Source organism: Ruegeria sp. YTSC106 (assembly GCF_059609765.1).
In genome coordinates this window covers 126774-149538 of the sequence record NZ_JBXWMI010000005.1, presented here as the reverse complement: position 1 = coordinate 149538, position 22765 = coordinate 126774, and the positions used below count along the sequence as shown (strand labels likewise).

The 22765-nt window shown below is 57.7% G+C and carries 23 protein-coding genes; 8 read left to right on the top strand and 15 right to left on the bottom strand.

The window, feature by feature from the left end; genetic code table 11:
* Positions 1 to 3: 3 nt before the first annotated feature.
* From AC2FEB_RS09030 to pdeM, 8 genes are all read left to right on the top strand, one after another.
* Positions 4 to 972, top strand: coding sequence for a type II secretion system F family protein (locus tag AC2FEB_RS09030; RefSeq protein WP_117869719.1), 969 nt, complete (start codon positions 4 to 6; stop codon positions 970 to 972).
* Between the two features lie 10 nt (positions 973 to 982).
* Positions 983 to 1957, top strand: coding sequence for a type II secretion system F family protein (locus AC2FEB_RS09025; protein WP_117869720.1), 975 nt, complete (start codon positions 983 to 985; stop codon positions 1955 to 1957).
* Between the two features lie 57 nt (positions 1958 to 2014).
* Positions 2015 to 2557: a tetratricopeptide repeat protein gene (locus AC2FEB_RS09020; protein ID WP_371415269.1), complete on the top strand. Its 543-nt coding sequence runs from the start codon at positions 2015 to 2017 to the stop codon at positions 2555 to 2557.
* A 30-nt stretch (positions 2558 to 2587) separates the two neighbouring features.
* Positions 2588 to 3439: a tetratricopeptide repeat protein gene (locus AC2FEB_RS09015; RefSeq protein ID WP_496673807.1), complete on the top strand. Its 852-nt coding sequence runs from the start codon at positions 2588 to 2590 to the stop codon at positions 3437 to 3439.
* A gap of 3 nt (positions 3440 to 3442) precedes the next feature.
* The gene (locus AC2FEB_RS09010; protein WP_496673804.1) at positions 3443 to 3988 is read left to right on the top strand and encodes a prepilin peptidase; all 546 of its coding nucleotides are present in this window, start codon (positions 3443 to 3445) and stop codon (positions 3986 to 3988) included.
* 116 nt (positions 3989 to 4104) lie between these two features.
* A complete protein-coding gene (locus tag AC2FEB_RS09005) occupies positions 4105 to 5412 on the top strand; it encodes a DUF8689 domain-containing protein (protein WP_117869723.1) in 1308 nt (435 codons plus the stop codon).
* A 40-nt stretch (positions 5413 to 5452) separates the two neighbouring features.
* The gene (locus AC2FEB_RS09000; RefSeq protein ID WP_496673801.1) at positions 5453 to 7864 is read left to right on the top strand and encodes a ligase-associated DNA damage response DEXH box helicase; all 2412 of its coding nucleotides are present in this window, start codon (positions 5453 to 5455) and stop codon (positions 7862 to 7864) included.
* Between the two features lie 41 nt (positions 7865 to 7905).
* On the top strand, positions 7906 to 8568 hold the full coding sequence (gene pdeM / locus AC2FEB_RS08995) for a ligase-associated DNA damage response endonuclease PdeM (protein WP_496673798.1): 663 nt from the start codon (positions 7906 to 7908) through the stop codon (positions 8566 to 8568).
* A 2-nt stretch (positions 8569 to 8570) separates the two neighbouring features.
* On the opposite strand, the gene AC2FEB_RS08990 is transcribed toward pdeM, so the two are convergent.
* The 15 genes from AC2FEB_RS08990 to AC2FEB_RS08920 form a co-directional block, all read right to left on the bottom strand.
* Positions 8571 to 9317 carry a LytTR family DNA-binding domain-containing protein gene (locus tag AC2FEB_RS08990; protein WP_496673795.1) on the bottom strand — a complete coding sequence of 249 codons (747 nt, stop codon included), beginning with the start codon at positions 9315 to 9317 and terminating at the stop codon, positions 8571 to 8573.
* Between the two features lie 206 nt (positions 9318 to 9523).
* Entirely contained in the window at positions 9524 to 10414 is an 891-nt protein-coding gene (gene folD / locus AC2FEB_RS08985; RefSeq protein ID WP_496673792.1) for a bifunctional methylenetetrahydrofolate dehydrogenase/methenyltetrahydrofolate cyclohydrolase FolD, read from the bottom strand.
* Between the two features lie 53 nt (positions 10415 to 10467).
* Positions 10468 to 10773, bottom strand: coding sequence for a chorismate mutase (locus AC2FEB_RS08980; protein ID WP_117869727.1), 306 nt, complete (start codon positions 10771 to 10773; stop codon positions 10468 to 10470).
* Between the two features lie 60 nt (positions 10774 to 10833).
* The gene (locus AC2FEB_RS08975; RefSeq protein WP_496673789.1) at positions 10834 to 12510 is read right to left on the bottom strand and encodes a formate--tetrahydrofolate ligase; all 1677 of its coding nucleotides are present in this window, start codon (positions 12508 to 12510) and stop codon (positions 10834 to 10836) included.
* A 144-nt stretch (positions 12511 to 12654) separates the two neighbouring features.
* Positions 12655 to 13251 (bottom strand): MOSC domain-containing protein, encoded by a 597-nt coding sequence (locus AC2FEB_RS08970; RefSeq protein ID WP_496673786.1) that lies wholly within the window; start codon positions 13249 to 13251, stop codon positions 12655 to 12657.
* 101 nt (positions 13252 to 13352) lie between these two features.
* Positions 13353 to 15272, bottom strand: a complete 1920-nt coding sequence (gene ftsH / locus AC2FEB_RS08965; protein WP_117869730.1) for an ATP-dependent zinc metalloprotease FtsH — start codon at positions 15270 to 15272, stop codon at positions 13353 to 13355.
* A 75-nt stretch (positions 15273 to 15347) separates the two neighbouring features.
* Complete coding sequence (gene tilS / locus AC2FEB_RS08960; protein WP_496673783.1) at positions 15348 to 16607, bottom strand: tRNA lysidine(34) synthetase TilS; 1260 nt, start codon at positions 16605 to 16607, stop codon at positions 15348 to 15350.
* Positions 16598 to 17422, bottom strand: a complete 825-nt coding sequence (gene ybgF / locus AC2FEB_RS08955) for a tol-pal system protein YbgF (RefSeq protein WP_496673780.1) — start codon at positions 17420 to 17422, stop codon at positions 16598 to 16600. Before ybgF ends, tilS begins: the two co-directional genes overlap by 10 nt.
* Positions 17423 to 17426: 4 nt before the next feature.
* Positions 17427 to 17933: a peptidoglycan-associated lipoprotein Pal gene (gene pal / locus AC2FEB_RS08950; RefSeq protein WP_117869733.1), complete on the bottom strand. Its 507-nt coding sequence runs from the start codon at positions 17931 to 17933 to the stop codon at positions 17427 to 17429.
* Between the two features lie 72 nt (positions 17934 to 18005).
* Positions 18006 to 19325 (bottom strand): Tol-Pal system beta propeller repeat protein TolB, encoded by a 1320-nt coding sequence (gene tolB / locus AC2FEB_RS08945; RefSeq protein ID WP_496673777.1) that lies wholly within the window; start codon positions 19323 to 19325, stop codon positions 18006 to 18008.
* A complete protein-coding gene (gene tolA, locus AC2FEB_RS08940) occupies positions 19322 to 20425 on the bottom strand; it encodes a cell envelope integrity protein TolA (protein ID WP_496673774.1) in 1104 nt (367 codons plus the stop codon). Before tolA ends, tolB begins: the two co-directional genes overlap by 4 nt.
* 9 nt (positions 20426 to 20434) lie before the next feature.
* Positions 20435 to 20911: a protein TolR gene (gene tolR, locus AC2FEB_RS08935; RefSeq protein ID WP_117869736.1), complete on the bottom strand. Its 477-nt coding sequence runs from the start codon at positions 20909 to 20911 to the stop codon at positions 20435 to 20437.
* 2 nt (positions 20912 to 20913) lie between these two features.
* Positions 20914 to 21609, bottom strand: coding sequence for a protein TolQ (gene tolQ / locus AC2FEB_RS08930; protein WP_117869737.1), 696 nt, complete (start codon positions 21607 to 21609; stop codon positions 20914 to 20916).
* A gap of 109 nt (positions 21610 to 21718) precedes the next feature.
* A complete protein-coding gene (ybgC, locus tag AC2FEB_RS08925) occupies positions 21719 to 22102 on the bottom strand; it encodes a tol-pal system-associated acyl-CoA thioesterase (protein ID WP_299898561.1) in 384 nt (127 codons plus the stop codon).
* On the bottom strand, positions 22099 to 22722 hold the full coding sequence (locus AC2FEB_RS08920; protein ID WP_496673770.1) for a hypothetical protein: 624 nt from the start codon (positions 22720 to 22722) through the stop codon (positions 22099 to 22101). The genes ybgC and AC2FEB_RS08920 overlap by 4 nt, the downstream gene beginning before the upstream one ends.
* Between the last annotated feature and the right edge of the window lie 43 nt (positions 22723 to 22765).

Below are 22765 nucleotides of genomic sequence, written 5' to 3'. Positions count from 1 at the left end.
GGTATGCAATTGCCTATGGAGGCGATCATTTATGTCGCCATCTTTGTGGGGGTTCTTGCCTTGGTCGAGGGCATCTATCTTGTCGCCTTCGGCAAGTCCATCAGCCTGAACAGCCGGGTCAACCGGCGTCTGGACATGCTGGAAAAGGGTGCTGGGCGCGAACAGGTGCTGGAACAGCTGCGCAAAGAGATGCAGCAGCATATGAAGTCGCAGAGCATCCCTCTGTACTCACTGCTGGCAGACAAGGCGCAAAAGGCGGCAATCGCGTTCTCTCCACGTCAATTGATCATGATCATGGGCCTGGTATCCGCCATGGCCTTTGTCGGATTGAGCATCGGCACCGCTACGGACACGGCACTGCGCATCGTTGTTTCCATCGCAATCGGCATCGGTGGTGTTTACGCCTGGGTCAACCACAAGGCCAAGAAACGAATGGGTATGATCGAAGAACAACTGCCGGACGCGGTTGAACTGATGGTGCGATCTCTGCGTGTCGGAAATCCATTTGTATCGACAATTCAAGTGGTTGCAAACGAAGTCCAGGATCCGCTGGGAACCGAATTTGGCGTTATCGCCGATGAATGTGCCTATGGTCGCGATGTGGGCGAGGCGCTAAAGGACATGGCTGAACGTCTGGACATGCAGGATATGCGCTTTCTGGCCGTAGCCGTGGGTATTCAGCAGCAATCTGGCGGTAACCTTGCTGAGATTTTGGCCGGATTGGCAAAGGTGATCCGTGCTCGTTTTCGCTTGTTCCGTCGCGTCAAGGCGATTACAGCCGAGGCACAATGGTCTGGTAAGTTCCTGTCCGGGTTTCCCGTCGCCTGTCTGATATTCATTCTGGTCAAGGACCCGGGCTATTACGACGATGTGTTGGATCACCCCTGGTTTATTCCCGCGTGTTTTGTTGTCGCTATCCTGCTGACATTGAACCTGATCGTCATGAAAATCATCACCAACATCAAGGTCTGAGGGCAGTACCATGGAATTCCTGACCAGCATCAATGACCTGTTGACCCAGCACTTGGGTGAGTTCGGCCCCCTGATCATTGTCGGCGTACTTGGCCTGATTTTGGTTCTGGTCGCTGTCACACTGATGATGAAGCAGCCGGAAGATCCCCTGAAGAAACTGCAAAGATCTAATGCTGCCCCTCCAAAGCAGAAAAAGGGGAAAAAAGAGCAGCTTCGAAACTCAAGCCGAAACGAACAGCTTGAGAAGTTCGCGACTTTTCTGGAGCCCAAGAACGAAGAAGAATATTCGGCCGTCGAGCTGAAACTGCGTCAGGCGGGCTACAGGTCGAAGGATTCAGTTCGGTTCTTTCACTTTGCGCAGTTTTCTTTGGGTATCCTTGGCATTTTCCTTGGTGTTATGTTGGTCACAGTCTTTTCCGGCGGCCAGGAGTTTACCGGAACACAGATGATGATCCGGGTGCTTGTTCCCGGCGCGATTGGCTATTTCGCACCAAAATACTGGATTACGCGCCGGGTTGAAGAACGGAAGGAAGCGATTACCGCCGGCTTTCCCGATACGCTCGACCTGATGCTCGTCTGCGTTGAGGCCGGTCAGTCGCTGGATCAGGCCATTGTTCGGGTAGCCGGTGAAATGAGTGCGTCGTATCCAGATATCGCGCAGGAATTCGAAACTGTCGCGCATGAAATGAAGGCTGGTAAGGACAAGGACACCGTCCTGCGTGATTTCGGCGTGCGATGTGGTGTGCAGGACGTGAACTCATTTGTTACCGTTATGATCCAATCGGCGACATTTGGCACATCGATTGCCGAGGCGTTGCGGGTTTACGCCGGTGAGATGCGCGACAAACGTGTGATGCGCGCCGAAGAGGCCGCGAACAAGTTGCCGACCAAGATGACTCTTGTCACAATGATGCTGACAGTACCGCCACTGCTGATTATTCTGATCGGCCCGTCGGCGAACGTTATTTCGAGTTTTGGACGCTAGGTCGGATAGAACCATATGAATGCTGAAATCAGGTGCTTCCCTTCCGGGTTTCGCCGAATGCTCCGGGCCACCATGTTTTTTGCCATGGTGGCTTCTTGCACAGAAGGCCTGTCACCTAACGGATTGGATGCACCGGGAATTGACGCCAAAGGTCAGGCCGAGGACAGCATCAAAGTCGGAAACAGATTGATGGCCGCCGGAGAATACGAACTGGCGCTTGAAACTTTTTCCCGGGCCGCGCTGGAGCAGGGTATGACGCCCCAGGTCCTGACGTCTCTGGGCACCGCGAATGTCGGACTCCGCCGCTTGGGTCAGGCCGAAAAACTGCTGCGCCGTGCTGTAGAAGACGACACGGACTGGCCCGTAGCGTGGAACAATCTCGGTGTCCTGCTGATGGAGAAACAGGATTACCCTGAAGCCGCGCAAGTGTTTCAGCGGGCCTATGCGTTGGACAATGGCGAAAGTGACGCAATCCGGGACAATCTGCGCTTAGCACTCGCAAAAATGGAAAATCCTGTTAATAATACCCCACAAGAACAACAAGAATACACACTGGAGCAGCTTGGCGACGGGCAATTCACGCTACGCAAGATCCAGTAATTGAGGCGAGAGCAGTAAAGGACGCAAAAAATGCGCCAGCAATTCTTGATTCCGACTGTTGTTATCAGTGGTCTGATCCTTTCGGCCTGTGCAAAGGAAACCGAAGAGGAAAAGGTTGAACGCACATTCCAGGAAGTGAACGTAATCGACGAAACCAACCTGAACGATGTGCTTCTGAGTGCCGCTGATCCAAATGAGGCAGTGACCTATTTCCACGGTGCAGCACTCAAAAACCCGGACCGGATCGATCTTCAGCGTGGACTGGCGATTTCCTTGGGCCGTGCCAAGCGCACGACCGAAGCCGTAACCGCGTGGAAGCGCGTTACGACGATGAAAGGCACGAATGCCGCGGACAAGGTCGAATACGCGGACGCACTAGTCCGAAACGGAGACTGGTCGCAGGCCAAAACGGTTCTGGATTCGGTCCCCCCGACCTTTGAAACCTTCAAACGGTATCGCCTTGAGGCCGTGGTTGCGGATTCCCGGAAAGAGTGGAAGCGCGCGGATCATTTCTATGAAACCGCTGTCGGACTGACGACACGTCCAGGCAGTGTGATGAACAACTGGGGGTATTCCAAACTGACCCGCGGCCAATATGCCGAAGCTGAGCGGTTGTTCTCGGATGCAGTCCGCCAGGACAACTCATTGTTTACCGCAAAGAACAACCTTGTTTTGGCCCGATCAGCGCAAGGCAACTATAGCCTGCCAGTCGTCCCCATGACTCAGGTCGAACGGGCGCGCTTGCTGAACACAATGGGTATTTCAGCAGTCAAACAGGGCGATATAACAACTGCCAAGAACCTGTTCCGTGAAGCCATTTCAACCCACCCGCAGCATTTCGACGAGGCAGTCCGCTCGCTTCGGGCGCTTGAAGGGGCCTGACACATGCATATACCTGCAGTGGCCGCGGCCTGGTTCCTGCCGTTTGTGCTGCCGATCTGCTTTTACGTGGCATTCACGGATATGCGTGAGATGCGGATCAAGAACCATGCAGTCCTTGCGCTGGCACTGGTTTACATTGTGATAGGTCTGATCGTCCTCCCACCCTGGTCCACAGGCGGCATCAGCGGCAACCTGGGGCCGTTCACCGTGTCGATGCCGGTCTATTTCTGGCAACTTCTGCATATCGTCGTGGTCCTGGTAATTGGTATCTTCCTGAATGCTGCAGGCACCATGGGCGCTGGCGACGCCAAGTTTCTGGCTGCCGCGTCGGCGTTTGTATGGCTCGGCGACTTTAGAATTGTGCTGGTGATCGTGACCGCCTGCATTCTGGCTGCCGTGGTCACTCATCGTTTGGCCAAAATCACAAAGCTGCGCACCATTGCACCGCATTGGGAAAGCTGGGATCGAGGCAAACAGTTTCCGATGGGGTTCGCCTTGGGCGGATCGCTCGCCATGTACCTGATTTTGGGCACTGTTCTCGGATCGTAAACTATCATCAGCGCGCCTTTTCGCTGCCTTTGTCCCGCCACAAAGCTGGTTCATTTTTTTTCAAGACGCCCATTTTTGGGTTCTTGGCGTGACATTTTGATGGACGAGCACCGCGCATGAATATGCAGACTTCCTCTGTTATGGCCCCCCCTGCCCCCAAGGGTCTGGGCGAAATGAAGCTTCCGCTTGTAATGATGCGGGATATTCTGCTGAAGACGATTTTCCGCAAAAACGCGAGCACCGTGTCGGAAGTGGCCGAAGCCATCTGTCTTCCCACTTCGGTTACTCAGGAACTGATCGACATCGCGCGCGATCAGAAACTGCTTGAAGCGACCGGGACACTGAACGCCAATAGCGGCAATGAGATGGGGTATCAGCTGACCGATGCGGGCAAGGCCCGTTCGCTGGATGCGCTGAGCCAATCCGAGTATTTTGGTGCGATGCCGGTGCCGCTGGATGTCTATCGCGAGCAGGTTAAACGCCAGTCGATCCGCAACATTCAGGTCACGCGAGAACAACTCGTAGGTGCAATGGGCCATCTGGTCCTACCCGACAGCCTGCTGGATCATCTGGGCCCTGCGGTCAGCGCGGGCCGGTCGATTTTGATGTATGGTCCCCCGGGCAACGGTAAATCCTCAATCTCGAACGGTGTACGGGACGCACTGGGCGATAATGTTTATGTGCCCTACGCCATCGAATACTCGGGGCAGGTGATCACGGTTTATGACCCGATCGTTCACACGGCGATCCAACAGGAGCCGGATGATCCCAACAGCCTGCGCCGTCGCAAGCGGTTCGATTCCCGCTATGTGCAATGTGAACGCCCCACCGTTGTAACCGGTGGTGAACTGTCGCTCAGCATGTTGGATCTGGTCTACAACCCAACCGCACGAACCTATCAGGCCCCGTTGCAGCTGAAATCCACCGGTGGCATCTTCATCGTGGACGACCTTGGCCGTCAGGCCGAGCCCCCGCAGGCGCTGGTCAACCGTTGGATCGTCCCGCTGGAGGAAAACAAGGATATCCTCGGCCTGCAATCGGGTGAAAAATTCGAAGTACCCTTCGACACGCTGGTCATCTTCTCGACCAACTTCCACCCGAACGAGATCTTCGACCAAGCCGCCTTGCGTCGAATCTTCTTCAAGATCAAGATTGACGGCCCGAACCAGGAAAACTTCCTGAAAATTTTCGCCATGGTGGCCCGCAAACGTGGAATACCACTAGACGAGGCGGCACTGGTACACCTGCTGAAGGTCAAGTATCCGACTATCGACAATATCTATGCCAACTATCAGCCGATCTTCCTGATCGACCAGATGATCTCGATCTGCGAGTTCGAGGGCATACCTTATCAGATGAGCCCGGACCTGATTGACCGTGCCTGGGCCAATATGTTCGTCAAAGACGAGAAAATCGTCAAATAACGCCGTGCCAATCCCTCCTCCGGGCGGGTAATCTGTGACCATGACGCAGATTCCCGCTCGGATTGATACGTGGTTTTCCACCAAAGGCTGGTCCATCCACCCACATCAACAAGAGATGTTCGATCGGGCGAAGGACCCGTCAACCTTGCTGATCGCCCCAACCGGTGGCGGCAAGACCATGGCCGGTTTTCTACCTTCCCTGTCCGAGCTGGCCGACGGTGGCCATGGCGGATTGCACACGATCTATGTCTCTCCCCTGAAGGCCCTGGCAGCTGATATCAAACGTAACCTGCGCACCCCGGTGGACGAGATCGGCCTGCCTATTCGGATCGAGGATCGCACCGGGGACACCTCAGCCACACAGAAGAAACGCCAAAGGGCCGACCCGCCCCATATCCTGCTGACCACACCCGAAAGTCTGGCGCTGCTGACCTCTTATGAAGATTCGCCGCGCATGTTCGACGGCGTGCAACGGATCATCGTCGACGAAATCCACGCGCTGGCGGAAAGCAAGCGCGGCGATCAACTGATACTGGCCCTGGCGCGTCTTCAGCGTCTCAACCCGGATCTGCGCCGTGTTGGTTTGTCAGCCACGGTCGAAGACCCCGCAGCGATTGCCCACTTTCTGGCGCGCCACCCGGACCCCTGCCGGATCGTGCAGGCCGACCCCGGCCCGGACCCGGACATACAGATGCTGGAAACAACCGAAATGCCGCCCTGGTCCGGCGGCGGCGCGGCTTATTCGATTCCGGCAGTACTGGAACAAATCCGGCGGCACAAGACCACGCTGATCTTTCACAACACCCGCGCGCAGGCCGAGATCTACTTTCACAATCTGTGGTTGGCAAATGACGACGGCCTGCCCATCGGCGTCCATCATGGCAGTCTTGACCGACAGCAACGCGAGCGGGTCGAGGCAGCGATGGTGCGTGGCGACTTGCGTGCTATAGTCTGCACCGGCTCGCTGGATCTGGGCATTGATTGGGGCGATGTCGATCTGGTGATTCAGATCGGTGCGCCCAAGAACGTCAAACGGCTGGTGCAAAGGATTGGACGAGCCAACCACCGCTATAACGCGCCTTCCAAGGCACTACTGGTGCCTGCTAACCGGTTTGAAGTTGTCGAATGCATTGCAGCGCTCGAGGCTGCCAAGGCTCATGACCTGGACGGGGAACCCCGAGGCCCCGGCCCTCGCGATGTGTTGTGCCAGCACATTCTGATTGCGGCCTGCGCCGGGCCTTTTGACGCCGATGACCTTTATGCTGAGATGACATCCGCCGGGCCTTTTGCGCAGTTGACGCGACCCGAGTTTGACGCCTGTCTGGATTTCTGTGCCACCGGGGGTTACGCCTTGCGCGCCTATGATCGCTGGCAAAGATTGCAGCAGCGTGCCGACGGGCAATGGCAATTGCGCGATCCTCGCGCAACGTCACGCATTCGCATGAACTTGGGCACGATTCAGGATACCGACACCCTGAAGGTACGCCTGAAGCGCAGCCGTGGTGGAAAACCGTTGGGAGAAGTTGAAGAAGCCTTTGCTGCCTCGCTGACCCCCGGCGATACCTTCCTGATCGGTGGGCAGATCGTGCGCTATGAGGGCCTGCGCGAAATGGTGGTCGAAGTCAGCCGTCGCGCAGATCGCAAACCAAAGATCGCGACCTTCTCGGGTACGAAGTTTGCAACCTCCACGCAACTCAGTGACCGCATTCTGCGCATGTTCGCCCAAACTGACTGGCCGCACCTGCCTTCACACACGGCTGATTGGTTGGACTTACAGCGCCAAGTGTCTCGCCTGCCTCAGCGCGATCGTTTGCTGATCGAAAGCTTTCCAAGTGACGGGCGGGAGCATCTGTGCGTTTACGGTTTCGCCGGGCGCAATGCGCAACAGACACTGGGCCTGCTGCTGACAAAGCGAATGGAGGAAACCGGTTTGGCCCCGTTGGGGTTTGTAGCCACAGACTATGCCACGCTGATTTGGGGGCTGGACGCAGTCACCGACCCTCGCCCTTTGTTTCAACCCGAAGCGCTGCGTGACGGGCTGGACACCTGGCTGGCAGGCAACGCGGTTATGAAGCGTACCTTTCGCGCGTCGGCAACAATTGCCGGTCTGATCGAACGCAACACGGGCGGGCAACGTAAAAGCGGACGGCAAGCCACATTTTCGTCGGATATTCTCTATGACACACTGCTGAAATATGATCCCGATCATCTGTTGATGCAGATCACCCGCGAAGAAGCCATGCGCGGGCTGGTTGACTTCGGTCGTATCGAGGCGATGCTGGCCCGCATCGGAGACCGCATCGACCTGCTGCGTCTGGACCACGTTTCCCCACTTGCCGCGCCGCTGTTTCTTGAAGTTGGAAAGGTGCCTGTCAAAGGGGCAGCCGAGGAAAGGCTGCTTGCAGAAGAAAGCGCGCGCCTGCTTGAGACCGCCGGGTTGGACCAGCTTTGATCCCCCTTGCGCTACATCCGCAAACAGTTCAAGAACGTATCATGAACGTGTGCAAGTTCTCCTTTGCCGGTCAGCGGCTCGATGCGTTGCCATCCGGCGCATTATGGTGGCCGGAGCGGCGACTGCTCTGTGTCTCGGATTTGCATCTGGGGAAATCCGAACGCATGGCCCGTCGAGGCGGGGCGACGCTTCCGCCTTATGACAGTCGCGAAACGCTTGATCGGCTGGCGCGCGATCTGGAACACACCAACGCTGAAACCGTCATCTGCCTGGGTGACAGTTTCGACGATCTTGAAGCCGCCCGGGCTCTACCCGGCGCCGAAGGGTTGAGGATTGCAACGTTGCAGGCCGGGCGTCAGTGGATCTGGATCGAAGGAAATCACGATCCAGGCCCGATCGAGATGGGCGGCTCTCATTTGGTCGAATGGCAGTGTGGCCCGCTTATCTTTCGTCATATCGCTCAAAGTCGGCTACAAGGCGAGGTTTCAGGCCATTTTCACCCAAAAGCTCGGATTCGGACGAAAGGCAGGCACATTTCACGACCCGCCTTCTTGCTGGACAGCAATCGGCTGATCCTGCCTGCCTACGGTACTTATACCGGGGGGTTGCGCAGTTCGGATCAGGCACTGGCAGATCTCATGGACGCGGATGCAATGGCCATTCTGACCGGTCCGCAACCGCGCATGATTCCAATGCCGCTGTAAACTCAGATCAACCCGTCTTCTTCCAACATGGGTTTGTACTTGCGGCTCACCGGAACCAGGTCGTCGTTCATCAGGCGCAAAAAGGTTTTACCGCCTGATTTTTCAACGCAAACGATGGACGCATCCACCACCCAATGTGAACGGTGCGAACAGTGTCCGGGAACCGGCTCCATCTCGGCAATTGCATCCGTAAAACGCGAGCGGACTGTGAACGTGCCTTCCGAGGTCACAACATCCACATTGTGATCCCTGACCGTCAGACGATGGATTTGACCGTCGAAATCGGGTGGCAAGCGTCTGACAAGGCGCGGCTTCTCGATCTCAGGCGCAGAGTCCATCGAAGTATTTAGGTCACCGCGCTGCACAAGAACCAAACCAGTCGCGAACAGGACCCCATAGACTGCTACTGTCTGGGCACCTGGTGCCATGTGACCACCGCAGGTGAAAAGAACCCAAGCCAACATCCAAAGGGACGGTGTGAACAAGACCAGAATTAAAGCGGCAAATGCCACATCACGGGCAGGAACATTCAAAAATACAGGGTTTTTCTGCATCAGCTTTCGCGCCACCCCGGTGACAGTCAAGGCAAGGACCATCACCCCGGTCCAGAAAAGAAGTCGCAATCCAAAGGTCAGATCAGCAACCAGAAACGGCGGAAACGCATAGGCAAGCAAAGGAAGAAAGACGAGACCCGCCATCACCCGCTGTGGGGTAAATGCTTTCCGAATAGTGTCAATCTTGGACGTCATACCGCTTTTGTGCACGATTTAATAAAAATCAACCTGAGCACGTCGAGCACTGATGCACCTTACCTGTAACTGGCTGGGAATACAGGGATATCACGAATTTTAAAGCTGTCAAACCCATTTGGAACAAAATGGCCGTGGCGTCCAGTGTTTGTCCAGCGCAACCAAGGGGTTTGTCGGGCCGAATGGATCGACCCGACCAGATTGCTTTATGCCGTCAAACCTTCTGGTTCGGGCAGAGCATTGGCACGGCAGCACGCAGTCAACGTGTTGGCCAGCAGGCAGGCAATGGTCATCGGGCCTACGCCACCCGGAACCGGAGTGATCGCGCCAGCACGCTCGGACGCGCTGGCATAGTCCACGTCACCGACAAGCTTGTTCTTTCCGTCACGCTCGATGCGGTTGATGCCTACGTCGATCACGGTCGCGCCTTCCTTGATCCAGTCACCCGGCACCATTTCCGGACGGCCCACGGCGGCCACAACGATATCGGCACGGCGCACGACATCCGGCAGATCCTTGGTGCGCGAATGCGCGATCGTCACGGTGCAGCTATCGCCCAGCAGCAGTTGCGCCATCGGTTTGCCCACAATGTTCGAGCGGCCAATCACAACCGCGTCCATGCCGGAAAGCGAGCCGTGGTGGTCACGCAGCATCATCAGGCAGCCCAGCGGGGTGCAGGGCACCATCGACTTCTGACCGGTGCCCAGCAGGCCCACGTTCGAGATATGGAACCCGTCGACGTCTTTGACCGGGTCGATAGAATTGATCACCAGATCTTCATTCAGGTGCTTAGGCAACGGCAACTGGACCAGAATGCCATGCACGGCGGGGTCGTTGTTCAGCTTGTCGATCAGCGCCAGCAGATCTTCTTCCGACGTCGCTGCGTCCAGTTTGTGCTCGTACGAATTCATACCGACTTCAACAGTCATTTTGCCCTTCGAGCGGACATAGACCTGGCTGGCAGGGTCTTCGCCCACAAGAACCACGGCCAGGCCGGGGGTGATGCCGTTTTCCTCTTTCAGCTTTGCGACCTGATCGGCCACTTGTGCGCGCACTTTTGCGGCAAAGGCCTTACCGTCGATAACCTGAGCTACCATGTTTTGATCCCTTCTTTCAAAAAACGGATCGGGCGCACAAAGCGCCCGGTCAGTCAGTCGGTGCCAATCACGCGCTCTTCGCGTGCAATCGACCAGTCAATCAATATGCGCCATAGCTTCTCGGCCAGATCCGGGTCCATCCCCAGCGCGTCCGAGTTTGCACGCACGCGTTGCACCACCTCTTCGACGCGTTCCGGGATACGGGCCGGAAGGCCCTCGCCCGGCTTCAGCTGCGACGCGCGGTCAATATAACTCGCGCGAGTCACCAACATTTCGATCAGTTGGCGATCCAGCTTGTCGATCTCGGCCCGCAGGTCCTGCATCGTGTTACAGTTCTGGGGCGGTGTCAGAGTGGGCATCGTCATCTCCTCATGGCCCGGGAATGAATCCCCGGACCACGAGATGTCTTATTCAGCAGCTTAGAACAAGCCCTCGATCTCACCTGCGTCATTGAGGCAGATGGTTTCAGCGGCCGGTTTGCGAGGCAGACCGGGCATGGTCATGATCTCGCCGCAGACAACCACGATGAAACCGGCGCCTGCGGACAGGCGAACTTCACGCACCGGAACCGAATGGCCGGTGGGCGCACCGCGCAGCGTCGGGTCGGTCGAGAAGGAATACTGCGTCTTAGCCATGCAGACCGGCAGGTTGCCATATCCCGCCTCTTCCCACTCGCGCAGCTGGTTGCGGATCTTGTTGTCGGCCAGAACCTCATCGGCGCGGTAGATGCGCTTGGCGATGGTTTCGATCTTCTCGAACAGTGGCATGTCGTCAGGATAGATCGGCGCGAAGTTGGCGCTGCCACCCTCGACGATCTCGACAACCTTCTCGGCCAGCGGGGCAGAGCCTTCCGAGCCCAGCTCCCAGTGACGCGACAGAACCGCCTCAACCCCATGCTCGCCGCAATAGTCGCTGACCGCCTGCACTTCGGCATCGGTGTCAGTGACAAAGTGGTTGATCGCGACAACAACCGGCACGCCGAAGGATTTCACATTCTCGATGTGACGACCAAGGTTGGCACAGCCCGATTTAACCGCATCGACGTTTTCCGCACCCAGATCGGCCTTGGCAACGCCGCCATTCATCTTCATCGCGCGCACGGTGGCAACCAGCACCACAGCGGACGGTGCAATGCCTGCCTTGCGGCACTTGATGTTCATGAACTTCTCGGCACCCAGATCGGCGCCAAAGCCCGCTTCGGTAACGACATAGTCGGCCACCTTCAGAGCGGTCTTGGTGGCGATGACCGAGTTACAGCCATGCGCGATATTCGCGAACGGACCGCCATGGACAAAGGCCGGGTTGTTTTCCAGCGTCTGCACCAGGTTCGGCTGCATTGCGTCCTTGAGCAGAACGGTCATCGCGCCTTCGGCCTTGATGTCACGGCAATAGACCGGGGTCTTGTCGCGGCGATAGGCCACGATGATGTCGCCCAGACGTTTTTCCAGGTCTTTCAGGTTGTTGGCCAGACACAGGATGGCCATGACCTCGGACGCCACGGTGATGTCAAAACCAGCCTCCCGCGGGAAACCGTTCGACACGCCACCCAAGGACGCTGTGATCTGACGCAGGGCGCGGTCGTTCATGTCGACCACACGACGCCAGGCAACACGACGGGTGTCGATGTCGGACTCATTGCCCCAGTAGATGTGGTTGTCGATCATCGCCGACAGCAGCGAATGCGCGCTGGTGATGGCGTGGAAGTCGCCGGTGAAGTGCAGGTTCATCTCTTCCATCGGAACAACCTGAGCGTAACCGCCACCAGCAGCGCCGCCCTTCATGCCGAAGTTCGGGCCCAACGAGGCTTCGCGGATACAGATCATCGCGTTTTTGCCGATACGGTTCAGACCGTCACCAAGTCCAACGGTGGTGGTGGTCTTGCCTTCACCTGCCGGGGTCGGGTTGATCGCAGTGACCAGGATCAGTTTGCCATCTTCGCGGTCCTGCACCGAGTTGATGAAGTCCTGGCTGACTTTTGCCTTATCATGGCCGTAAGGCAGCAGATCCGCAGAGTCGATGCCGATCTTGGCACCGATTTCCTGAATCGGCTTTTTGTTCGCTTCGCGGGCGATTTCGATATCGGATTTGTAGCTCATTGGCCGGGGTCCTTGATTGAATACCGTGCAAAGCCGACGCAGGGCGTCGGCGCTGTGCATTCCATACCCTTGTGTACAATTTCAATAGCCATGGATTCCGACATTCTGGCGTCGTGAAGCGTCGTAAGTTCGTTTCAGGGGTTTCTAATCGGAAACAAGCCCGTTTTCGTAAGCCCAGGCAGGTTGATCCGGAACAAACAGCTTTAGCCGATCCCCAAGTTGAATGCGTCCAGGTCGTTCTATCCATCCTGTGATGCCCCGACGTCCGGCAGCCGCAGGTTTGAAAGTCGGGCCATGCCCCGGGTGATCCGCTTCAACCTCGCGCCCAGGCAGAACACATGGGGCGTTTTCCATGTCTACTGTTATCGTCATCCCACTTTTTGCCTGAAGACGTGAAGACGGCGGAATATGTGAGAAATCCGGGATCCCAAGCAGCACAATGGACGCCCCAAGGTAAGACGGATCAAGCTGGTCCAACCCCATGTCCTGCGCAATTTGTTGCAACTCCTCGGCAGAGAGAACCGAAAGCTGACGCACATTGCGAATTTCGGTGCCTTTTGGATAGAGATTTGAGACCCTGACACATGACGCGCGATTAAGCCCCTCGTGGCGCTCGCCCTTTACGCCGTCGAAGCCCAGATCAAGCGCATCAACGGCATCAGCTCGCAGGGATTTTCCCGTAGGAACATGGCCAAGCCAGATTACTTCAGCAGTATACTCGGTTTCCCGTAGAAACGGCATAGCCTTCCCTTTTCGTCCTTTTGCTTGCGCGCATAATGCCCGGCAAAACCCCGATGAAAAGAGAAAAGACCCGGAGCGTGCCCCGGGTCTGTTTCTTTTGACTATGCAGTGGGTTCAGGCTCCATCCCGCCATCATCGGGAGGAGACTTCTTGGCCTTTGTCTTAGGAATGGCCGTGACACTGGGCGCGCTGCCTTCATCCGGCTTGTCGCCTTCATCATCATCCTCGCTGGGTGACTCGCCATTCATTACGCGTTTGATCTCATCCCCAGTCAGGGTTTCATACTCAAGCAGGCCCTGCGCAAGACGCTCCCATTCTTCGTTCTTTTCGGTCAGAATCTGGTGCGCCCTCTCGTATCCTTGCTGGATCAGGCGTTTCACCTCTTCCTCGATCAGTTCTTTGGTATGGGCAGAGACCGAGAACCCGGCAGTATTGCCCTGATATCCCTCATGCGCTTCGGCATAGTCGATATTGCCAACCTTGTCAGACATACCCCAGCGCATCACCATGGCGCGCGCCAACTGGCTGGCCTGCATGATGTCCCCGGCCGGGCCGTTCGACACATGATCTTCACCATATTTGATCACTTCCGCGGCTTTCCCGGCCATGGTCATAGCCAGCTTTTGCTCACATTCATCACGGTGATAGTTCAGACGGTCCATTTCTGGCAGCGATACAACCATACCCAACGCGCCACCGCGCGGGATGATCGTCGCCTTATAGACCGGATCACACAGCGGCAGACTCAGGCCGACAACGGCGTGTCCGGCCTCGTGATAGGCGGTCTTTTCCTTCTGGTCCTGGGTCAGCACCATCGAGCGGCGCTCGGCGCCCATCATCACCTTGTCCTTGGCGTTCTCAAAGTCCTCCATGGTTACAAAGCGACGGCCTACGCGGGCGGCCATCAACGCGGCCTCGTTCACGAGGTTTGCCAGATCAGCACCCGAGAAACCCGGTGTCCCGCGCGCAATGATGCGCAGATCGACATCGGGGCCCAGAGGTGTCTTGCGGGCATGTACGCCCAAAATCTTTTCGCGGCCTTTAATGTCAGGATTGCCAACGGTGACGTTGCGGTCGAACCGGCCCGGACGCAGCAAGGCCGGGTCCAGTACGTCCTTGCGGTTGGTGGCCGCCAGAATGATCACACCTTCGTTGGCTTCAAAGCCGTCCATCTCGACCAGCAACTGGTTGAGGGTCTGTTCGCGTTCGTCGTTACCACCGCCGTAACCGGCACCACGATGGCGGCCAACGGCGTCAATCTCGTCGATGAACACAATGCAAGGCGCATTCTTCTTGGCCTGTTCGAACATATCGCGGACACGGGATGCACCGACACCTACGAACATCTCGACAAAGTCGGACCCCGAAATGGTGAAGAACGGAACGCCCGCCTCACCCGCGATGGCACGGGCCAGCAATGTCTTACCCGTCCCCGGTGGTCCCACCAGCAGAGCACCTTTCGGGATCTTGCCGCCAAGCCGGCTGAATTTCTGCGGATTGCGCAGGAATTCTACGATCTCTTCCAGTTCTTCCTTGGCCTCGTCGATGCCTGCGACGTCATCAAAGGTCACGCGACCATGCTTCTCGGTCAGCATCTTAGCCTTGGATTTTCCAAAGCCCATCGCGCCGCCTTTGCCACCGCCTTGCATCCGGTTCATGAAATATACCCAGACACCGATCAGCAGCAGGAACGGCAAGAGCGTGATCAGGAACGACTGGAAGCCTGACTGTTGTTGCTTGACCGCCTGAACCGGGATGTTCTCATCGATCAAAAGCTTGGTGACTTCGGCATCGCCGGGTTTGATCGTGACATAAGTCGCACCGCTTTCTGTGGTATAGCGAATCTGCTCGCCATCCAACGTCACGTTCTTGACTTCGCCGCCTTGCACGGCGCCGACAAAGTCGGAATAAGTTCTCTCATTGCTCTGAAGCGTTCCGCCCGGTCCACTGAACAGATTGAACAGTGCAAGGATGAGCAAGAACAGAACGACCCAAAACGCGATATTGCGAGCGTTGCCCAAGGAAATTCTCCCAAAAGTTCCGGCAGGTGAGGAGCTGCCAAGTTACCTCTTAAAATAGAGAGGATTGTGGTATGTTCAATGCGATAAAAAAGATGCGTAGAACTCGGGCCATTCTGGTGACGTGTCCGCGCGCCATCCGTTCGCGAATCCCGCAAGCGGAGCAGCCAGCACCGTTTGCCCTTTCCAGACAGCAGGCGTCGCGCTCAAGGCAAGTCTGGGGCGGCCTGCTTCGCGCCAATCGGGCACCTGTCGCAGCCCATCTTCACCCAAAGCACGGATCTCGGCACCGGATATTTCGGGTCCGCTCAAGACCCATTTACCATCCCATACTTCGTCGGATGCCGATACCTGAGCCTCCACGGTCCTAAATTCCCTGCAAATCCAAACACTATTGCCCTTGGGGACCAACAGACACCCACCGACCGATCCAGACCGCCCGTTGGTCATGGCCTCCATCGCCTGCTCGACCGCAGCCTGACGCGGGGGGTATCCCTGCCCTGCGATCCAGGCGAGGCTGCCAACCAACACGCGGCGTCGGATTTCTTTGGGCAATGCGGCAAACCCGGCTCTGTCCACCTTCACATCACCTTGCTCAACCTGGGCTACATTCCGTGCGGATTCCTGCGCAAACACACCCAGGGCTGCATGTGCCTGCGCCAGATTGTCGGCCACTCGAGACAGTGAAAGCGCGTCAATTCCCAATGGTTTGAGGCCACATAGGGCTTCTCGCGCTTTGATGCGGTCGAAACGTGTGTCCTGATTCGACGGATCTTCGACCCACGATGCGCCGATACCGGCCAGGTAGGCTCGCAGGTCCTTTCGGGTGATCCCCAGCATAGGTCGCAGTAATGTCAGCCCTTCCAGTTGCCGACTTGCCGACATGCCGGACAGACCCGTGACACCTGATGATCGACCCAGGCGCATCAACAACGTTTCCGCCTGATCATCTGCTGTATGCCCCAACGCCATGGCGTCTATTCCGCGCTCCCGCATCCAGTCGGCGAGCAATTTGTAACGAGCCTGACGCGCATGATCCTGCAAGTTGCCAGCGCCGTCCCAACCCGCCCAATGCAAAGTATCATGAGCCATCCCCAATGCAGCGGCCTGGCGGGACACGGCCTCGGCCTCCTGCCTGGCCTCGGGGCGCAAGCCATGATCGACCGTGGCAACAATAACGGTGGTCGTTTCGGTTTGAGCGATCTCATGCAAGAGATGCATCAGCGCGACAGAATCCCCACCACCTGATACCGCTACCCCCAGTTTGCGCGGAAGCCTTTCGGGAAGCCGGGCGCGAAGCTCTGCAAGCAGGTTTTCGCTGTGTCGTCTCAAGAACACCCCAGCGCAGACATCTCTTGCGTGGCATTCGCGAACGCGGGTGCGGATGGAAAGCGCACGCCAACTTCATTGAGCGTGATGCAAGCCTGATCGGTCTGCCCCAGACGCCCCAGCGCCGCGCCCAACTCATAGAGGGCCTCGGGGGCTAAAGGACCTTCGGAATCTCCGGTAAAGCTAGCCAAGAACGCACGCGCGGCTTCGCGGGTGTCGCCAAGGCCTTCAAGCGCATGACCTCTTTTCAGATTAGCTTCAGGGGCAAGAGGGCTGCCGGGATAGCTTGTTTCAAACTGCGCAAACAAGGTGGCAGCGGTCTGATAGTCGCCTTCGGCCAGCGCTTGCGATGCCGCGTCGAAATCCGCCCGTTCACCTACAGCAAGTTCACCCTGATCTGTTTCAGGTGGTGTGGCAGGCGTGATTGCAGCTGTACCAGCATCCGTGCCATCTCCACCCAGCGTGCTCGTCGGCTCACCCGATATCTCGCAATTTGCCTCCAACTCGCACAGACGAAATTCCAGATCCCCGATGCGATTGGTGCCATCGGAGACAATGCTCTGCACCCGCTGGTTAAGCTGTTCGGTCTGACGGGTCAGGCGCTGCAATTCGGCCTCTATTGCGTCGACGCGCTCAAGAATCGAACTGCCGGACAAATTTGGCGCGGGGGATCCTGTGGTGGAAAACTCGCGCTTCAGACGCTGAATTTCCACGTACAGCACTGTCAGCTCCTGGCGTATGTCAGCCAAGGTCTGTTGATCTTGTGCCTGTGCAACACCGGTCGTCGCCATGACCGCCGCCAATACCCATCCTGCAATACGCATTGTCTTACCCCAGAGTTGACCCGGTCAGCACCGTTACCGCGCGGCGATTCTTGGAATAACATTCCTCAACGCTGCAAATTTCGATTGGGCGCTCCTTGCCGTAGCTGACGGTTTTGAGACGGTTGCCCGCGACACCGCGCGAAATCAGATACTCACGCGCGGCATTTGCCCGACGCGCGCCCAGCGCAAGGTTGTACTCGCGCGTGCCCTGCTCATCCGCGTGACCTTCGATCGTGGCAACAAAATCCGGATTGGCCAGCAGCCAGTCGGCTTGTCCTTGCAGTACGGTCTGCCCCTGCGGAGACAAGGTCGACTGGTCCACGGCGAACAGAACACGGTCGCCGACGGTTTGCTGGAAATACGCTGGCGAACGCGGGTCACTGGGCGAGCCCGGTACGATTGCGCCAGTGCCACCGGCACCACCGCCGCCCAAAGCAGAGGGGTCATTGTTCGTACAGGCCGCGATCACACTCAGCGCGCCCAACGCCAGGACTTTGCTCAATACATTCATTTCAAGTGCCTCGTGTTTTGATTATTGCCGCCTGTCTACCACAGGGACGATTCGTTGTGAACTTTGCTGCGATCAATTCTGTAGTGGGCCCCATGACGGATCACTGCCGCCATCCGGTGTACGCACAGGGCGCAGGTTGCGGCCCGAGATATCCACCGAATACAGCGAGGCCCGGCCACTGGCACCCTGCGTTTCACGGGTGAACATGATGACACGTCCATTGGGCGACCACGTCGGGCCTTCATCCAGGAACGAGGCCGTCAGCAACCGCTCTTCGGACCCGTCCGTGCGCATAACGCCAATGTGGAAACGGCCCTGGTTTTGCTTTGTAAAGGCAATCAGATCGCCACGTGGGGACCATACCGGCGTGCCATAACGACCTGCGCCAAAACTGATCCGCGTGGCCTCGCCTCCGTTCGCAGGCATCACGTAAAGCTGCGGCGTACCAGAACGGTCGCTTTCAAACACGATCCGGCTGCCGTCGGGCGAATAGCTGGGTGCGGTTTCAATCGCCGGCGTGTTGGTCAGACGGGTGCTTTTCCCCGAGGCCAGATCCATTTTCCACAGATCCGTATTTCCGCCCTGAATCAATGAATACACGATCGACCGGCCATCCGGCGAAAAGCGGGGCGAGAAGCTCATGGTTCCGTCCTGCGTCTTCAGTTCCTGCCGTTTGACGCGGCCCACATCCAGAACATAGATGCGCGGGCTGCCGCTTTCATAGCTGGTGTAAAGCAACCGATCGCCGGTAGGCGAAAAGCGCGGCGCCAGCACGATCGCCGCACTGTCGGTCATGTACTGCACATTCGCCCCATCATAATCCATGATCGCCAGACGTTTCAGGCGCTGGTTCTTCGGCCCGCTTTCCGAAACAAAGGCCACGCGGCTGTCAAAGTAACCGCCCTCGCCCGTAATCCGGCTGTACACCTGATCGGCCACCTTATGGGCCATGCGTCGCCAGCCTTCGGTGGTACCCGCTAGTTGAAGGCCGTTCCCCAGTTCCTGACCCGAAAACACATCCCAGACCCGAAACCGAACCGTGAGGTTCTTGCCCGAAACATTGACCGCCCCCGTGATCAGCGCATCGGCATTGATCGCTTTCCAATCGGCAAACTGAACTGGTGCTTCGAAGCTGCTGACCCTGCTGATGAACGCATCCGAGGAGATTTCGCGAAACAAACCGGTTCCCGTCAGATCAGCCGCCACCACGCGCGAGATGTCCTGTGCATATTGCGCCGCTGACGGGCCATCGGGGACAAAGTTCGGTACCGCAAAGGGCAATGGTTCGATAATGCCCTGGTCCAACTCCAGTCGCAGGGGACCGTTCTGTGCAAGAACCGGCGCAGACATCAGCGTCAGGCCAACAAAGAGGCTGGTCAGAAGTTTCATCATTTGATCCGCATCCTCTCGGGATTGAATGTAATCTCAACATCCTGCCAATGAGCGTATTTGTCAGCAGGCAAGTCATATCCTCTGGCCCCGCAGCGTAAAATCGCGCGCCGGGCGGCCTGATAGGCCTGATTGGCCGCACCGGCAGACCCACCAGAACTGTCCAGCATCCGAATGCTGCCATCCACAACTGTACCATCACGGTTCAGCGAAAATGCTACAACGACCACAGTGCTCAGCGCATCCGTAGACAAAGAGCCCACGTTCCAGCATTTGGACACGGCCAATCGCATCGCGTCCTTCTCGCCGCTGGTCAGCGGTGGGCCGGAAGGCTCGGCTCCGCTGCCCAAGGCTTCGGCCAGAGCGTCATTGATTGCGGCCTCATCGGCCTGTGCGTCAGGTTCAGGTACCGCTTCCGGTGTCTGCGCCACAACAGGTTCGGGTGGGGGGCTTGGGCGGTTCGGACGCACCCGCGGTCGCGGTGACGTAAGCGGAGACTGCTCTTTGGTTTCCTCTGCCTCGGTCACGATCTCCGGGGCCGCTTCTTCCGGCGCAGTCTGATCCTGTTGTTCCTGCTGAACCTCGGCGCCTTCGTCCAGAGACACCGGCGGCGTTTCGAAATCATCCGGTTTTGCCTCGGGCGGTGGTGGCGCTATGGCCTCGGGGGCGACACGATCCGACGGGCGCGGCTGCGCCTCGGGCCCCGGGGGCACAGGCTGTGCGACAGGTTCGACCTCGGGCTCTGTCAATGTTGGCGGTTCGTCCGGCACGTCCGGCTCCGGCGGCGCTTCGACGATTACAGGAGCAGGCTCGGGTTCGGGTTCGGCAGGCACGACGGGTTCATGGCGCGGCTGTTCCTCGACCACAGGTTCTGGCGGCTTGGTCTCAGCCTGTGGTTCGGGCGGCTGTTGCAATGCCGTCGGCACCTCCGGGATCGCAGGCGCATCCCGCTGGGCCGTCATGGCCGCGAATTGTTCAGCGGTAATCACTGACACATCCTGTACGGCCATCGGCAACGGCTCGGATCGGAAGGTGCCGCCGAACAGCGCCGCTCCGATCAGGCTGACATGCGCAATCGCCGAAATCTTGGTGCCGGTATCCACCGTGCGGCCTCACTCTCCACCTTCATCCAGCGTCGGCCCGCCCGTATCGGTCACAAGCCCAACGTTGGAAAACCCGCCCGCGTTCAGCGCACCCATAACCTGCATGACCTGAGCGTAAGGAATTGCGCCATCGGCTCGCAGGAAAACCCGGTCACTGCTCCGCTCTGCGGCGATGGCCCGCAGCTTGCCAATCAACTCTTCGCGCAACACGTCAGTTGTCTGAATTTGCACACGTCCATCTGCCGTCAGAGTCACGGTCAACGGTTCTTCATTATCACTGGGCAAAGCACTGGCAGCGGTCTTGGGCAGATCCACCGGAACACCGACGGTCAGCAATGGCGCGGCCACCATGAAGATGATCAGCAAAACCAGCATGACGTCCACAAACGGGGTCACGTTGATCTCGGCCATGGGTTGCGCGCGACCGCGACGCCGGCCGCGTCTGCGCCCGTTTCCACCCGAAGATTGCTGAACCGCCGCACCCATTGTCAGCTGTCCAACTGGCGCGACAGGATGGTGGCGAATTCATCGGCAAAGGCTTCGTACCCGCCCACGATGCGGTCACAGTCTGCACTGAGCTTGTTGTAAAAAATCACCGCCGGGATCGCCGCCAGAAGGCCCAGCCCCGTCGCCATGAGCGCCTCGGCAATACCTGGGGCCACAACCGCCAGGTTGGTATTCTGCTGCTCTGCGATTTCGATAAAGGCATTCATAATGCCCCAGACGGTACCAAACAGGCCGATGAACGGCGCAGTCGATCCAACCGTGGCCAAGATGGGCAGACCTTTCTGCAAGGTCTCTGCCTCTTTCGCAATGGCCACATCCATGGAACGGTCTATCCGCGCGGTCGCTCCGGCAATCAATCCGCCATCATTTCGGTGCGACCTTCGCCATTCGATCATGCCCGCTGCAAAAATCTTTTCTGAACTGCCATCCGGCTGGGTTCCGATCTGTTCGAACAACTCGTCCAAAGGGTTTCCGGACCAGAAGCTCTCGTCAAATGTCTGCGCCTCGCGACGGGCCGCGCGGTAATTGATCAGCTTCTGGATAATAATACCCCAAGACCAGATGGATGCGCCGATCAGCATCAACATCACCAATTTGACGATAAAGGTCGCGCGGGCATACAGCCCCCACATGGAGAAATCTATCTCCTGCGCCAGCGCCAGCGTTTCAGCTTCCATGAACCTGCTCTTTGTTTTGCCTGACGGCCGTTTGTTTGGCCTTGTTTTGCCAAACGCTAACGCAGTTGGGGCTGAAATGCCAACAGAACCACCCCTGAGACGCAAATTGTTACATCAATGCGCGAATCTCTGCCGGAAGTCGGATCGGCCTGCCGTCCTTGTTGATGCACACAGCTGTGACCGAGGCGCGAAAAATCTCGGTCTCGCCGCGCCGGACCAGCTGCGCCATGGTCAGCCGCACACCCGAGATTTCCGTGACTTCGGTTTCGACGATCAGTTCGTCATCGAACCTGGCAGGCGAAAGGTAATCGGCCTCAACCCGCCGCACGACCCAAACAATGCCCTCTTCCCGCATCGCGTTCTGGTCATTGCCCAGATTGCGCACCCAATCCGAACGCGCACGTTCAATATACCGCAGATAGTTCGCGTGATAGACAACGCCGCCCATGTCGGTGTCTTCATAATATACGCGAACCGGGTAGATGTGTTTCATTGCGGTGGCTCCAACCGGGCAAACAACCTGAGCGCATGAGACGCATCCTGCGCCGCCCCTGGCAGAACCGGATCATAAGCTGACCGGATTAGCGCAGCAATGTCGGGGCGAAGGATCGTCGTGTCACCTGCCACAGCCAGCGGAGATTGCGTTCGAAACGCAGTATCGGACCAAAGCAGGATGGTTTGCACCACCTGGCTCAGCGCCAGCGCTTCCGCCGGTACCTTGGACAACTGCTTGTCCATGCGAAGAAAAACAAAAGCCGCACGGATCGCGCCGTCCTCTTCGAACCGGAAAATGCGGTACTGGTTTGCATCCGCTTCAACCAAGCGCTCGACCAACGGTGCCAGATCGGGAATCAGACGATCAAGATCCGGCACCTCCAGCAGCTCTTGCCAATCCCGGAAGAAGAAGATCATGCAGTTGGCACCAAGCTCGGGGTCGGTTTCGGCCATTTTGTGACCGGCCAGAGTGACAACAGCCTCGAATGCGCCCTTCACAGTGGACAGCGTCTCGTCTTCTACACCAAACACAATCGGCACGATGGGCCGCCCCCAACGCGCAAACAGAAACTCACCGCTTTCGCGCGCAAACAGTGCCTCAATCTCTTCCGGTGTCACGCCCAGCCCTTCATCTTTTCGAAAAACCTTACACGGAAAGGCA